General features: G+C 60.2%; 16 protein-coding genes. 8 read left to right on the top strand and 8 right to left on the bottom strand.

Annotation, left to right across the window (positions count from 1 at the left end):
- Positions 1-44 precede the first annotated feature (44 nt).
- On the top strand, positions 45-725 hold the full coding sequence (locus ACP39K_RS12450; protein ID WP_033640771.1) for a hypothetical protein: 681 nt from the start codon (positions 45-47) through the stop codon (positions 723-725).
- A gap of 45 nt (positions 726-770) precedes the next feature.
- On the opposite strand, the gene ACP39K_RS12445 is transcribed toward ACP39K_RS12450, so the two are convergent.
- From ACP39K_RS12445 to ACP39K_RS12430, 4 genes are read right to left on the bottom strand one after another with little or no spacing between them, the layout of a single operon-like run.
- Positions 771-1,784, bottom strand: coding sequence for an Ldh family oxidoreductase (locus tag ACP39K_RS12445; RefSeq protein WP_033640770.1), 1,014 nt, complete (start codon positions 1,782-1,784; stop codon positions 771-773).
- Positions 1,785-1,803: 19 nt separating this feature from the next.
- Positions 1,804-3,369 carry an APC family permease gene (locus ACP39K_RS12440; protein WP_497008545.1) on the bottom strand — a complete coding sequence of 522 codons (1,566 nt, stop codon included), beginning with the start codon at positions 3,367-3,369 and terminating at the stop codon, positions 1,804-1,806.
- Positions 3,370-3,413: 44 nt separating this feature from the next.
- Positions 3,414-5,030, bottom strand: a complete 1,617-nt coding sequence (locus tag ACP39K_RS12435; RefSeq protein ID WP_497008544.1) for an aldehyde dehydrogenase (NADP(+)) — start codon at positions 5,028-5,030, stop codon at positions 3,414-3,416.
- A 54-nt stretch (positions 5,031-5,084) separates the two neighbouring features.
- Positions 5,085-6,005 carry a dihydrodipicolinate synthase family protein gene (locus ACP39K_RS12430; RefSeq protein ID WP_016928251.1) on the bottom strand — a complete coding sequence of 307 codons (921 nt, stop codon included), beginning with the start codon at positions 6,003-6,005 and terminating at the stop codon, positions 5,085-5,087.
- A gap of 28 nt (positions 6,006-6,033) precedes the next feature.
- Between ACP39K_RS12430 and ACP39K_RS12425 the strand changes: the two genes are divergently transcribed.
- Positions 6,034-6,180 carry a hypothetical protein gene (locus tag ACP39K_RS12425; RefSeq protein WP_154213935.1) on the top strand — a complete coding sequence of 49 codons (147 nt, stop codon included), beginning with the start codon at positions 6,034-6,036 and terminating at the stop codon, positions 6,178-6,180.
- Positions 6,181-6,211: 31 nt separating this feature from the next.
- Here ACP39K_RS12425 and ACP39K_RS12420 read toward each other — a convergent pair whose 3' ends face one another.
- Positions 6,212-7,066: a helix-turn-helix domain-containing protein gene (locus ACP39K_RS12420; RefSeq protein WP_497008543.1), complete on the bottom strand. Its 855-nt coding sequence runs from the start codon at positions 7,064-7,066 to the stop codon at positions 6,212-6,214.
- Positions 7,067-7,455: 389 nt separating this feature from the next.
- Between ACP39K_RS12420 and ACP39K_RS12415 the strand changes: the two genes are divergently transcribed.
- The 4 genes from ACP39K_RS12415 to ACP39K_RS12400 are packed head-to-tail and all read left to right on the top strand — an operon-like array spanning position 7,456 to position 11,045.
- Positions 7,456-8,403: a 4-hydroxyproline epimerase gene (locus ACP39K_RS12415; RefSeq protein ID WP_033640768.1), complete on the top strand. Its 948-nt coding sequence runs from the start codon at positions 7,456-7,458 to the stop codon at positions 8,401-8,403.
- Positions 8,403-9,527 (top strand): NAD(P)/FAD-dependent oxidoreductase, encoded by a 1,125-nt coding sequence (locus tag ACP39K_RS12410; RefSeq protein ID WP_497008542.1) that lies wholly within the window; start codon positions 8,403-8,405, stop codon positions 9,525-9,527. The genes ACP39K_RS12415 and ACP39K_RS12410 overlap by 1 nt, the downstream gene beginning before the upstream one ends.
- On the top strand, positions 9,524-9,784 hold the full coding sequence (locus ACP39K_RS12405) for a (2Fe-2S)-binding protein (protein ID WP_147826965.1): 261 nt from the start codon (positions 9,524-9,526) through the stop codon (positions 9,782-9,784). The genes ACP39K_RS12410 and ACP39K_RS12405 overlap by 4 nt, the downstream gene beginning before the upstream one ends.
- Entirely contained in the window at positions 9,777-11,045 is a 1,269-nt protein-coding gene (locus tag ACP39K_RS12400; RefSeq protein WP_497008577.1) for an FAD-dependent oxidoreductase, read from the top strand. The genes ACP39K_RS12405 and ACP39K_RS12400 overlap by 8 nt, the downstream gene beginning before the upstream one ends.
- Before the next feature lie 41 nt (positions 11,046-11,086).
- On the opposite strand, the gene ACP39K_RS12395 is transcribed toward ACP39K_RS12400, so the two are convergent.
- A complete protein-coding gene (locus ACP39K_RS12395; RefSeq protein WP_448174848.1) occupies positions 11,087-11,446 on the bottom strand; it encodes a hypothetical protein in 360 nt (119 codons plus the stop codon).
- A gap of 545 nt (positions 11,447-11,991) precedes the next feature.
- Between ACP39K_RS12395 and ACP39K_RS12390 the strand changes: the two genes are divergently transcribed.
- Both ACP39K_RS12390 and ACP39K_RS12385 read left to right on the top strand, forming a co-directional pair.
- The gene (locus ACP39K_RS12390) at positions 11,992-12,306 is read left to right on the top strand and encodes a hypothetical protein (protein WP_033633390.1); all 315 of its coding nucleotides are present in this window, start codon (positions 11,992-11,994) and stop codon (positions 12,304-12,306) included.
- A gap of 171 nt (positions 12,307-12,477) precedes the next feature.
- Positions 12,478-12,909, top strand: a complete 432-nt coding sequence (locus ACP39K_RS12385) for a hypothetical protein (protein ID WP_028128013.1) — start codon at positions 12,478-12,480, stop codon at positions 12,907-12,909.
- Positions 12,910-12,926: 17 nt separating this feature from the next.
- On the opposite strand, the gene ACP39K_RS12380 is transcribed toward ACP39K_RS12385, so the two are convergent.
- Both ACP39K_RS12380 and ACP39K_RS12375 read right to left on the bottom strand, forming a co-directional pair.
- Positions 12,927-13,268: a GlpM family protein gene (locus tag ACP39K_RS12380; protein ID WP_497008541.1), complete on the bottom strand. Its 342-nt coding sequence runs from the start codon at positions 13,266-13,268 to the stop codon at positions 12,927-12,929.
- Positions 13,269-13,391: 123 nt separating this feature from the next.
- A complete protein-coding gene (locus tag ACP39K_RS12375; protein WP_004927950.1) occupies positions 13,392-13,616 on the bottom strand; it encodes a DUF2594 family protein in 225 nt (74 codons plus the stop codon).
- Positions 13,617-13,781 lie beyond the last annotated feature (165 nt).

Here is a 13,781-nt window from a genome sequence, read left to right as displayed (position 1 = left end):
CGGCCTTGCGCATATTTTTCATTTCAGCCAGAAGAGGGGCAGCTATGCCATTAGAAGTCGATGGGATTATCAGAGGCGATCGGGGCAGTGAACCGAGCCGTTGGCAACATGCGTCAACCAAACCGCTTATCACGCTGACCTGGCATCACACCATTCCCTGGAACTGTTTGCGTAATGTCTGGAATGGTCTGGTGGCGGGGCAGCATTGGAACGCGCTGGACGAGTTTATGAATCTGATCGGTGTGCCAAACCGCGCCGCGGTGCTCAAACAGATCCAGAATAAGAACCTGCAGGATCGCGATGGATTACACACTCTGGTGACCTGGCAAGGATGGAATATCGTCGAGGGGCCAGGTAATGAGTATCGCGCGCAGGGGGACGATCCCGGTGAAAACTTCGACGGTTGGTCGGGTAAGGGCATGAGCACTAATCAGCAAGCGACGCTGCAGCAGGTCAACGTGTTGTATCAGGTGATGGCGCCGCTGGGAAGCCGTGCGCTGGACGCCGCCAGACAGGCGCCGCCCATTACTGCGGAAGAAGCAGACGTCTTGCAACGGACGATTAAACAGACCCGCCCAACGTTGCGAGGAAAGGAACCGATCCGGTGGCAAGAAGACATGTGGCATCAGGTGCAGCCGGGTAAAGAGGCGAAACACTTCGCCCGCTGGGACACCAAACCGGTGTGGCGCAAACGCCTGCACAGCGACCTGGCTCAGGCTGGATAAGCTTCTCCCCGCGCCGGGTTGCCGGCGCGGGGCATTAATCCAGCGTTAATCGCACAGCGCCACTATGTCGTCGTACAACGCCTTGGGGATTTCCACGCCGTATTGCTCGCTCTGGCGCCGTTGCCGATAACGGCGTTCGCCGGGGATGCGGGCGCCTTGCGCCTGCATATCGGCAAACATCGCCTCCGCTCCGGCGAAATATTTCGCCTTATCCGCACCGAGAAAACGCTCGGGATCCAACGCGATGACCAGCTCACCGCCGTAAGGCGACGAACCGGTGCCATCGTCATAGGCCAGCGATTCCTTGCTGGTCATATCGCCGATCAGCGGCCCTGCCAGCAATTCAACCATCGCCGCCAGCGCCGAGCCCTTATGCCCGCCGAAGGTCAGCATCGCGCCCTCCAACACGCTGGCGGCATCGGTGGACGGATTGCCTGCCTTATCAATGCCCCAGCCTTCAGGCAGCGGGGTGCCAGCGCGGCGGTGTAATTCGATTTCGCCGCGCGCCGCCGCGCTGGTGGCCATGTCGAACAAAAATGGCGGCCGATCCGGACGCGGCCAGCCGAAGGCGATGGGGTTGGTGCCGAAGAGCGGTCGCGAACCGCCGGCCGGCGTCACCCAGGCGTGGCTGGGCGTGCAGGCCAAGGCCACCAACCCCTGCTCGGTCAGCGGTTCGATATCGGCCCACAGCGCGGAGAAATGCACGCAGCGGTTGATCGCCAGCGCGGCGAGGCCGTTGGCGCGCACTTTCTCGATAAAGGCCGGCAGGGCGGTGCGGTAGGCCAGCAGGGAGAACGCGCCGCCGGCGTCGGCGCGCAAGATAGCCGGCGCCTGGTCGAGCAACCTGGGCATCGCATCGGCAGAAACCTTGCCTGCCCGCAGCGATCGCACGCAGCCCAACAGCCGGTACAGCCCGTGAGAAGCGCAGCCGTCGCGTTCGCCCTGAGTGACATTTTGCGCCACCGCTTCGGCATGCGCCTGATTGAAACCGTTGTTGCGCAGCGTACGCAACGCCAGTTGATAAGCCTGTTCCAGCGACAGCACATGCATGGATGTCATTTCGATGTCCTCCCTGGGGTCATTCTTCTTCATCGCCGATAAAATTGGCCTGGGGTAAACAGGTATAGGCGCCCCAGTAGTAAATCGCCAGCGCAATCACCGCCATGGTGAGGGTGTCCCATGGATGAGCAATAGCGCCGATGCCGCCGAAGCTGCTGAGGTAGGAAAGCCCGATCACCAGCGCATAGAAGACGATCAGCCACAGCGAGGACCAAATTTGCTGTCGGAGGCTAACGGCGTGGGTCGGCACCTGATTCTTGAACAGGATGTAGATGAAGAACATCAGGATCTGCAAGCCGAGCAGCCAGGAGACGGTATCCCAGCCGGACCAGAAGACGATCAGCGCCGAAATGATAAACGACAGCGGGCCGAGCACGCAGAAACCGCGGACCCGGAACGGACGCGGCATATCGGGCGCATTGCGCCGCAGCCCGGCGGCGGTCACCGGGGCGATGGCGTAGCTCAGCACCAGTGCGGTGGATACCACGCCGATCAGTTTTTCCCAGGATGGGAACGGCAGCGTCCAGAATACCGAGAGAGCGAAGGTCAGCCACAGCGCCGGGCGGGGAATACCTGACTCGCCATCGACCCGGGTGAACAGTTTGAAGAAGGTGCCGGCGCGCGCCCAACCGTAGATCACGCGAGGCGTGGCGTTCATATAGATATTGCCGGTGCCGCTCGGCGAAACGATCGCGTCGCTGACCACCAGAAACGCCAGCCACCCCATGCCCAGCGTGATGGCGATGTCGCGGAACGGCAGGGAGAACTGTTGGCTGATGCCGGCCCAGCCGCCGCTCAGCATCTCGCTGGGGATACTGCCGAGAAACGCTATCTGCAGCAGCACATAGATGATGGTGGACAGCACTACCGACAGGATCAGCGCGATGGGAATGGTGCGCTGCGGCCGTTGCACCTCGCTGGCGACCGAAATGATCGGTGTCAAGCCGAGGTAGGCGAAGATGATGCCGCCGGCGGAAATGGCGGCCTCAACGCCGGCGGAACCGAAGGGAGCAAAGCCCTGGCTGTGCAGGTTTTCCGGTTTGAAAAAGCTGAACAACACCACGATCACCAACAGCGGCACCAGAAACTTCAGCACGCTGATCAGGTTATTGGATTTGGCGAAGGTTTTGACGCTGTAATAGTTGAGCGCGAAGAAAAAGCACAGCAGCGCCAGCTGCACCAGCCAGCCGATCGCTGTTGGATCGCCGGAACCCGGCTGGCTGAGGAACGGGAACCAGGCGGCGGCGTACTGCCGGGCGGCGACGACTTCGATGGCGATCAGGCTGGAGAAGGCGATCAGCGTGATAAACCCCAGCAGATAACCCATCAGTTCGCCGTGCGAGAATACCGGATAGCGAATGATGCCGCCGGCGCGCGGCAAGGCGGCGCCCAGCTCGCAGTAGACGATGCCGAGCAGCAGCACCGCCAGGCCGCCGATCAGCCAGGAATAAATGCCGGCCGGGCCGGCGATGGAGGAGACATGGCTGGCGGCGAACAGCCAACCGGAGCCGAAGATGGCGCCCAGACCGATGAACGTCAGATCGGTGAGCGTAAGCTGCTTCTTGAATTTGCCTTGGGTTGTCATGGTATTACCCTTTTGTTATTGAGTGGCAGGCAGATGCGGCCGGGCTAATGTTGGGCAGGTGAAACCAGGGGATCTCGGGTGTAAACGCCGTTAACCAGTCGCAGCAGGTTGAGCGGGTTGGCGTCCTGCAGCGCCGGCGGCAACAGCGCCGCAGGGGTGTTTTGCAAACAGACCGGCCGCAGGAAACGCTCGATGGCCAGCGTGCCTACCGAGGTGCCGCGTGCGTCGCTGGTCGCCGGGTAAGGGCCGCCGTGCACCATGGCGTCGCACACTTCCACCCCGGTCGGATACCCGTTGAACAGCACCCGACCGGCTTTGCGCGCCAACAGTGTCGTCAAACCGGCGGCCACATCGAGATCGTCGTCGTCCGCCAGCAGCGTGGCGGTCAACTGGCCTTGCAATGCCGTTAGCGCCGCATGCAGCTGCATTTCATTATCCACCGCCACCAGGATGCTGACCGGGCCGAAGACCTCTTGTTGCAGCAGCGGGTCAACCTGCAGCAACAGCGCCTCCTCCGCCTGATAAAGCTGCGCCGCCGCCCGAAGAGCGGGCGTTTCGCTTCGGCCTGCCAGCCGCCGCATACCCGGGTGGGCATCAAGGGCCGCCAGCCCGTGACGGTAGTGCTCCAGGGTGCCGGCATTCAGCATCGGCTGCGGCTCGGCGGCGTTGACCAGGGCACTCATCGTTTCGGTTAACCGATCCAAGGCGGCGCCGCGCAGCGCGACGATCACGCCGGGCTTGGTGCAGAACTGACCGCAGCCGAGTGTGAAGGAAGAGACCAGCTCCTGCGCAATGTGCTGCCCGCGCCGCGCCAACGCCTTGGGCAGGATCACTACCGGATTGATGCTCGACATTTCTGCAAAGACCGGGATAGGTTGAGGGCGTTGCATCGCCAGATCGAACAGCGCTCGGCCGCCTTGCAGCGAGCCGGTGAATCCCACTGCCTGAATCGCCGGATGTTGTACCAAATCAGCCCCCACGCGGTTGCCGAAGATCATGTTGAAGACGCCGGCGGGCATCCTTGTGCGTTCCCGAGCGCGCTCGATCGCCTGAGCGGTCAGCTCGGCGGTGATCATATGGCCGCTGTGCGCCTTGAACACGACCGGGCAGCCGGCGGCGAGCGCGGCGGCGGTATCACCGCCCGCGGTGGAAAACGCCAGCGGGAAGTTGCTGGCGCCGAATACCGCCACCGGGCCGAGCGCCGTGCGGTATTGGCGCAGATCGGGGCGCGGCAGGGGGGAGCGCTGCGGCAGCGCGCAGTCGATACGCACACCCTCGACGTCGCCGCGCCGCAGCAGCGTGGCGAACAGCCGCATCTGGCCGCTGGTTCTGGCGCGTTCGCCGCTCAAGCGCGCCGGCGGCAGGGCCGTTTCCTGTGTGGCGAGGGCGAAGAAGGTTTCGTCCAAGGCATCTAGCTCCTCGGCGATGGTGTCCAAAAAGTTCGCGCGTTGCTCGGCGCTGAGTTGCGAATAGGGCGCAAAGGCCGTGGCAGCGGCTTCTGCGGCGGCGGCGGTTTCTGCCGCCGTGGCCTGGTGGAAGCGGTAGCCGGTTGGCTGACCGTCGTCGGCGCGCAGGCTAAACAGCGACGCTTCCCCTTCGGCGCGGCGCTGGTCGCCGATAAATTGTTGGCCGCTGATGGCGGCGTAGCGATCGTTGGGCATCGTTTCCCCCGGTAGATAAAGCATGACGCCCGGCATGGCCGGGCGATGAAGGCGTCACAGGCCGACGTTCGGCAGCGCAGGGCGGGTGGCCAGCGCTTTATCGATCACGGCGTTGATCTCGGTGAGCGTTTCTCCCTGCAGCGCCAGGCGCGGAGGGCGAGTGACAGCGCTGCCGCGGCCGACCCGCTGTTCGCAGAGTTTGATGCACTGCACCAGATCGGGGCGGGCATCGAGGTGCAGTAGCGGCATAAACCAGCTGTATAGCGCCAACGCTTCCTCATAGCGTTTTTCCTTCGCCAGCCGGAACAGGGTTTCCCCTTCGCGCGGGAAGGCATTGGACATGCCGGAGATCCAGCCTTGCGCGCCGACGGCGATGCTTTCCAGCACCACATCGTCCAACCCGGCGAACAGCACGAAGCGATCGCCGACTTCATTGCGCAGGTCGATAAAGCGGCGGGTATCGCCCGACGAGTCTTTGAAGCACACGATGTTCTCGCAGTCGACCAGCGAGGTCAGAATGTCGGGCGTGACGTCATTTTTGTAAATGGGAGGGTTGTTGTAGACCATTATCGGCAGATCGGTCGCGCCAGCGACGCTGCGGAAGTGCGCGGCGGTTTCGTGCGGTTTGGCGGAGTAGACCAGCGCCGGCATCACCATAATCCCGTCGACGCCAGCCTTTTGCGCTTCGCGCGCCATGTTCTGCGCGAAGGCGGTGGTGAATTCGGCGATGCCGGCGATCACCGGCACTTTACCGTCGGCGGCGTCTTTCGCCACTTCGATCACCGCCAGTTTTTCCTGCACCGTCATCGAAGTATTTTCACCGACGGTGCCGCACACCACCAGGCCGGAGACGCCGTCGCGCACCAGGTTTTTGATCACCGTATGGGTGGCGTCGAGATCCAGAGAGAAATCGTTGCGAAATTGGGTCGTCACCGCCGGGAATACGCCGCTCCAGCTTATGGTTTTATGGCTCATCGTGTTGTCCTGTCGTCCGAAAGTGTTAATGAAAAGTGAATCTTTGGTAAGGCTCACCGACAGATTGACCGGTATTGCGCAGGGAGGCTTGACGCTTTTCGCCGATTGCCGCGACGAAATTGGCACAATAGCGGCGGAAAGCGGGCGTGAAAAATCGGGCGCCGGTACGCCGTGAGAAGAGAGGGTTAACGGGGTAAATCAGCGCGTTAAGCGGAAAGCGTCAGGCGAAAATCGCGCGGCGTGGAACCGGTCATCGCTTTGAACTGACGGCTGAAGGCGCTGTGATCGGTATAGCCGCACTGCAGCGCGATGTCCGTGATCTGCAGATCGCCGGCCAGGAGTTCCGTGGCCTTTTCCAGCCGCACTTTGTGGATCATCTGGCGCGGGGTGAGGTGGAAGATACGTTTGCAGTAGCGTTCGATCTGCGCCACCGATAACCCGGTCAGCGCCGTCAGCTCTTCAAGCGCGATCGGTCGGGCGTAGTGGCGGCGGATATGCACGTCGATCGCCGCCAGCCGCTGGTAGGCCGGGTGATTGGCTCTGGCCTCCTGCAGATCGTGAGAAATACCCGCCATACCGATGATTTTTCCCTGCGCGTCATACAGCGCCAGCTTTTGCGTCAGACACCAGCCGGTTTCTCGGCCGTTGTACAGGTGCATTTCCAGCTGATCCTGGATCAGCACGCCGTGGCGCAATACCCGCAGATCCTGCTCGGTATAGCCGGATCCGAGCTGAGCGGGAAAAACGTCGGCGGAGGTTTTACCCAGCAGCGGCGTGACGGTTTTGAAACCGCAGCGCCTGGCCAGCGTCAGGTTGGCCAGCAGGTAGCGCGCCTGGGCGTCTTTGATAAAGAACACGACGTTGGGAATCGCGTTCAGCAACGGCGCGATCAGCGCCAGCGTATTCAGCAGATCGCGCAGGTTGTTCGGGCGCTGCTGCGCCAGTCCGTCGCACAGGCGCGACAGATGTTCGACGGCAAAAACGTCCTCCTGCTCCGGCAGCCCCACTAGCGAAGGCGGCGAGAGAGAAACCGGAGGCGGGTAGTCTGAAGTGGATCGCATAGCAGTCCCTTTTCGGTCGTTAGCCGGAAAAACAGGCGGGCCAGGTTGGCGCTTTCGCATCAATATTAACTTTTTTGTAACGAAGCAAGCGCTATTTCCGGCGGGCTGCCAAATATGCGGATTGCCGCATACTTTTGCCGGACGGTGTTTGGCGGTTGCTTGAAAACTGCGGCGTTTCTCGCTAGGCAAGGGTTTAGCATGGAAATAACAATATGATAAATAAGTTATTATTATGACAATCGTTAAGTTCATTCCCGCGGCGCGTCAGTCCCGACTTTTGTCACTGTGCTGATTTCTTCATTCGCTGCGCCGAAACGCATCAAGCCGTCATGCTCACATTCGTTCAGGCTAATGCCATTGGTAACATCTCATTAACCCAGGAGACGCCGATGGCACTTTCTGCGCATATCACCGCTTTGCGGGCGATCGATTCTCATACCGGCGGAGAGCCGACCCGCCTGATCGTGGAAGGTTTTCCCGATCTTGGCGAGGGCAGCATGGCGGAACGGCGGGCGCGTTTCGCACAACATTATGACGATTGGCGCTGCGCGGTGATGCTCGAACCGCGTGGCAATGACGTGCTGGTGGGGGCGTTGCTGTGCCGCCCCTGCTCGCCACAGGCCACCGCCGGGGTGATATTCTTTAACAACAGCGGCTATCTGGGCATGTGCGGGCACGGCACCATCGGGCTGATCGCTTCGCTGGCTCATCTGGGGCGCATCCACGCCGGGCGCCATCTGATCGAGACCCCGGTCGGCCCGGTAAGCGCCACGCTGCATGATGACGGCAGCGTCACGGTGGAGAATGTGGCGGCTTATCGTTACCGCCGCCAGGTGCGGATTGAGGTTGCCGGTCACGGGCCGGTGACGGGCGACATCGCCTGGGGGGGCAACTGGTTCTTCCTGATCGGCGAGTCACCGTTGCTCATCGATAAACACAATCTGGAGGCGTTGACCGCATTCACCTGGGCGGTGCGGCAGACGTTGGAACAGGCGGGCATCCGCGGTGAAGACGGCGGCGCGATAGACCATATCGAACTGTTCGGTGACGATCCGCAGGCCGACAGCCGCAGCTTCGTGCTGTGTCCCGGCAAAGCCTATGACCGTTCCCCGTGCGGTACCGGCACCAGCGCCAAACTAGCGTGTCTGGCGGCGGACGGCAAACTGCCGCCGGACACGCAGTGGCGGCAGGCCAGCGTGATCGGCAGCGAATTCCAGGCCTATTATCGTTGGAACGGCGATCGCATTGCCCCCTTTATTCGCGGGCAGGCCTATGTGTGCGCCGATAGCCAACTGTTGCTCGACGAACGCGATCCCTTCGTCTGGGGAATACGCTGATGGGCGCCGAGCGGGGAGCCGATGTCATCGTGGTCGGCGCCGGTATCATCGGCGCCGCTTGCGCCTGGCGGCTGGCGCGGGAAGGGTATCGTGTCTCGGTGGTGGACGACCGCCGCGCCGGCGCCACCGCAGCCGGTATGGGGCACCTGGTTTGCATGGACGATAATCCTGCCGAGCTGGCGTTAAGCGCTTATTCGCTGCGGTTGTGGCGCGAAGTGACGGGGCGCATGCCGGAAGCCTGCGCCTGGCGCGGCTGCGGTACGCTGTGGTTGGCGGATCAAGCGGATGAAATGGCCATCGCCGAGCAAAAGCGGGCGCGGCTGGCGGAGCAGGGCGTGGCCGCGGAACTGCTGGCGGCAGAGCAGATCGCCGTCATGGAGCCGATGCTGCGGCACGGCCTGGCCGGTGGACTGCGGGTGCCGGGCGACGGCATTGTGTATGCGCCGCTCGCGGCTCGCTGGCTGTTGGCCGACGGTGGTGCGGCAATTGACGTGGTGCATGGTGAAGCGACAGCGTTGGAGGAGGAAGCCGTGCGGCTGGCGGACGGCAGACGTCTGGTCGCGCCGGTGGTGGTCCTGGCCTGCGGCCTTAGGGCCAATAACCTATTGCCACAGACTTTGCTTCACGCCAAGAAGGGCCAACTGGCGATCACCGATCGCTACCCGCCGCGGGTGCGGCATCAACTGGTGGAGCTGGGGTATGGCGCCAGCGCGCATGCCAGCAACGGCACGTCGGTGGCTTTCAATGTGCAGGCGCGGCCCACCGGACAATGGCTGATCGGCTCTTCCCGCCAGTTCGACGCCGTCGATTCGGCGTTGGACATGCCGCTGTTGGCGGCAATGCTTACGCGTGTGCAGCATTTCTTGCCCGCACTGGCGCAGATGAACATCATTCGCTGCTGGACAGGGTTGCGCGCCGCCTCTGCCGACGGGCTGCCGCTGTTGGGCGTGCATCCGCGGCATTCCTGGCTGTGGCTGGCTCTGGGGCATGAGGGATTGGGCGTCACGACTGCACTCGGCAGCGCTGCGCTGATTACTGCGCAGATTGGCCGGCAAACGCCGGAGATTGACGATTCCCCGTATTTGGCTGCGCGGGCGTTTGCCGCCGAGGAGTTGCCTGTATGAATGAAAGACAAAATACGATCGCGTTGAGCATCGATGGAGAACACCGACAGGTGCCGGTTGGTCTCAGCGTTGCTGCGGCGCTCAGCCTGTGCGGCGACGATCGTTGTCGGTTATCTGTTTCACACCAACCGCGCGCTCCCTTTTGCGGCATGGGCGTTTGTCAGGAGTGCCGGGTGACCATTAACGGTCTGCGTCGCCTGGCGTGCCAAACGCTGTGCCAAGCCGGCATGCGCATAGAGAGGAACGATGATGAGTAACTTCGACTGTGAGGTGCTGATCGTCGGCGCTGGGCCGGCCGGCATGGCGGCGGCGCTGGCCGCTGCGGAAAGTGGTGGCCAGGTGCGAATGATTGATGATAATCCGCATCCCGGCGGGCAAATCTGGCGCGATGGACCGCAGGCGACGTTGCCTGAAACGGCGAACCGCTATCGGCAGGCGGTGGCGGCGCGGGAAAATATTGCACGGCAGTCCGGCTGCAAGCTGGTGGCGCAGTGTGGCGCTAACCGATTGGCATATGAAGACGCCGAAGGCTGCGGCGTGATTCGCTATCAAAAGCTGATTTTATGCAATGGCGCGCGTGAACTGTTGTTGCCGTTTCCCGGCTGGACGCTGCCGGGGGTGACCGGTGCCGGTGGGCTACAGGCGCAAATCAAGCAGGGATTGGCGATCCGCGGCGAGCGAGTGGTGATAGCCGGCAGTGGTCCGCTGCTGTTGGCGGTGGCCGACAGCGTGAAACAGGCCGGCGGAGAGGTGGTCATGTTGGCGGAGCAGGCGCCGCTTTGGCGGTTGGCGGCGTTTGCCGGCGGCTTGTGGCGCTGGCCGGCCAAACTGCGTCAGGCGTTTTCTCTGATGCCGCATCGTTATCGTGCCGACAGCCGGGTGCTGGCGGCGTTGGGGCAAGACCGTTTAACCTCGGTGCGTGTCAATAACGGCGGGCGGGAAAGAACGATCGCCTGCGACAGGTTGGCCTGCGGTTTTGGTCTGGTGGCGAACATTGAGTTGGCGATGCTGCTGGGGTGTCGGATAGAACACGACGCCGTGGCGGTGAATCATTGGCAGCAAACCTGCCAAGCGCAAATTTATGCCGCCGGGGAGTGTACCGGCGTCGGCGGCAGTGAATTGGCGCTCACCGAAGGCGCCATTGCCGGTTATGCCGCCACCGGGCAGCGGGAAAAGGCAGAGCGCCTGGCGGCGCAGCGGCGGCGGTGGCGGCGTTTCGCCACGGCGATAGCGGCCGCTTTTGCGCTCGATGAGCGCTTGAATTCGCTGGCCAATCCGCAAACGTTACTGTGCCGCTGCGAAGACGTTACGTTGGAACAGGTACGCCATCAGCCGGATTGGAACACGGCGAAGATGAGCAGCCGCTGTGGCATGGGGGCATGCCAGGGTAAAGTCTGCGCAACGGCGGCGAGGCAGCTTTTGAGCTGGCCTTTACCGTCGCCGCGTGTGCCTTTAACGCCGGTCAGGACGGAAACGCTGGTTGCGCTGGGGCTGAGCCGATGTGATGACGACGGTTGAATGGGGTTGCGGGCATTTCGCCTCAGGCAAACGCCGCCACATCACCATTGCGGCCAATAGTAGGTTTTCTCCCGCCAGCCTTTGCCGTACATACAGGCTTCGATGGTGGCGTCTCGGGCGGACTGATTGCGATCGGTCTGCACTGTTTTAATCGACGGTTCCTTGTCGTAGCGGTATCCCGATGGACAGTCTTTCTTATTCTTCTCGCAAGGAATGTATTTGTTTTCGTAGCTGAACTCCACGTCCCGCACCACGTCCGGGGGGAAGCGATCGTATCCGCGGCTGCGGCATTCGGCATATTCGGCGTTCCGGGTACTCTCAACCGCGCCAGGCCTCTCCCATTGGGTGCAGGCGGTCAACATCAATAACGGAAAAACAATCAAACAACGGCAATTCTTCATGGTGTCCCTAACTCTTTCTCTATCCTGAGGCTCGCAGCCTAGGAATGTTCCTAACTGACGAGGTAGGAAAGTGTAATAAACTGGCGGAACAATTGGAAATGATAATGGTTATTGTTTAGGTGTGATTGAGGAAGTGCCGCGTTGAGAGAGGATGTGGTGCATTGAGGGCAGTCTGTAAGGATCCGCGACATCACGACGAGGGCTGGACGATGTGGCATTGATTTTATTCATTCTCTTTATGCCGCAATGAGCCGACCGCAATTGCATCGTTTTGATGAGGGAAATAATATGCAAGCTAAGCATTTTCTTATCGGGTATGAATATTATTTTTATTTAGGATATTTACCCATGCCAAGGATTTAATGCTCGGTATTAATACCGTATTTTTTTATTTCTGTTTTTTTATTGGGGTTTTGTTTTCAGGTTTTTTCTGGGGAAGGATTTTTAGTTACAGGGAATTCATTTGCATTTTAAATTTGGATTTTTTAAATTCATTTTAGAGGAAGGATAACCGTAGGCGACAGAGTCAAAAAAAGGAGTTTATTTTGTCTGGGATAAAGAAAACGCCTGAAAGTCATGACGGTTTACCTTCACCATCAGAGGATTATGATACTTTTAAGCACCTCTCCGATGTTGGCGCCGTGTTGGGATATGGGCGAACCCGCTTTTATCAGTGGTGCCGTGGGCGCGGATTTCTAACCCCGATGAACGTTCCGTCCCATGAAATGATCAGCCTGGGATATATGGTGGCGGTGTTATCAGAGACCGGTCATACCCGGGTTTATGTCACGCAGGATGGTTTCAGTTACGTCAGTGGTGCTTTTGCGGCAGATATCCAACGTGGCATGATCAAGTTTTAAATCTGCAAGAATCGCCTTTATTTCAATGGCTTTAATGCAGAATCTTCTTATCCCTGCAGGTTCGTGAGAGGAGTGGGAAGTTATCCGATTTTTTCGTCTCTGCGGTATGAATGCTACTGGAGACAGCTATTCTCTTGTTACGATAAGCATTATTTTCTTCAGGAGCCAAGGATGAAGCATTACGCCGCGTTGTTATTTGCCTCTGCACTGCTGACGGGGTGTGCGACTCAAGCCGTACCGCCGCAACAGGCTGAGTTGCCCCCCCCAAGCCGTCTGATGCTCTATCAGAATATCCCGGATACGCCTTACGCTACGGTGGTCGTGGTGCGCGACAGCGGCATGCTGGCGGGCAGCTGCCGTACCGGCGTCTATGTGAATGGGGAGTTTGCCGCTTCACTCGAGGCGAAAGAAAAAGCAGAGTTTCGCGTGCCGCCAGGCAATATTTCGGTCAGTATCGGGCAAGATATGATCGAGAACTCTCTATGTATTTGGCGTGAAACCAGCGGCAGCGTGCCGATGACGCTGCGCGCCGGTGAAAGCCGCTATCTGCGCATCGCCGGCGATCGGCAGCGAGGCTTCGTGTTGCAGGCAGGGCGGCCGTAACAGCTCAGGCAAGGGCGTTAATGCCCTTGCCACCATCCCCACAGCGTAATTAATAGCCACGCCGCCGCAATCCAGCACAGTACCGCCGCACCCAGCGCTAACGACAGCCGCAGACTGTTAATCAGGAAATACAGCGAAATCAAATACACCAGATAGGGCAATACCGCCCACATGCCGAAAATCAGCGTCGTTTTCAGTGCCGCAATTGAACGTTCGCTGCCGACAATGTAATGCGCAATCAGGGCGAAAGTGGGAAAGAGCGGGACTAAACCGGCGATATAATAGTTGCGCGTTTTGGCCAACAGGCCGATCAGAACCACGACCAGCGCGCCGATCAGCGCTTTGACAATGATGCCCATAACGGTCTCGGGTGTGGGGGAGAAAGTCAACACACTGCCCGAAAGCACGTGCAAGATCAATGGGGTGTGGCGTAGAGTGGTGAAAAGCAGACCCACAAGAAGTGCGGGTCTGGGGCGCAACGCTTACTGACGGTAAGCGTGCTTGATTTGCTGAATGCTGTTCTTGAAGATTTCTGCCTGGGTCGGATCTTCAATCTGCGCGATGAAACGTTCCATGTTGATGATGACTTTCCCGGCGTCGGCCTGGCCGATCGACTTCAAGATCAGCGTCAGCGTAGCTTTGAGGCAGGCAACTTCGGTCGCCAAGATTTCCGGGTTTGCAGACGTAGTGAAATCAACGTTGCTCATTTTCTCTCCTGATTTTTTGAGGCCGTAGCCTGATACAAGCTGCTTTGGCGCACCGCGCGCGGGCTAAAAATTAGCCCCTGGCGCGGCGGCGAATTTAACTGGGCGCGGAGTATAGCATAGCATGAGTCTGCCATCTGCACCGGGCTTGCTCAGGTCACGCAAGTG

It is taken from the genome of Serratia sp. EC4, from assembly GCF_059652115.1.
The sequence above is the reverse complement of the archived record's forward strand: the minus strand, read 5'-3'. Positions and strand labels throughout refer to the sequence as shown.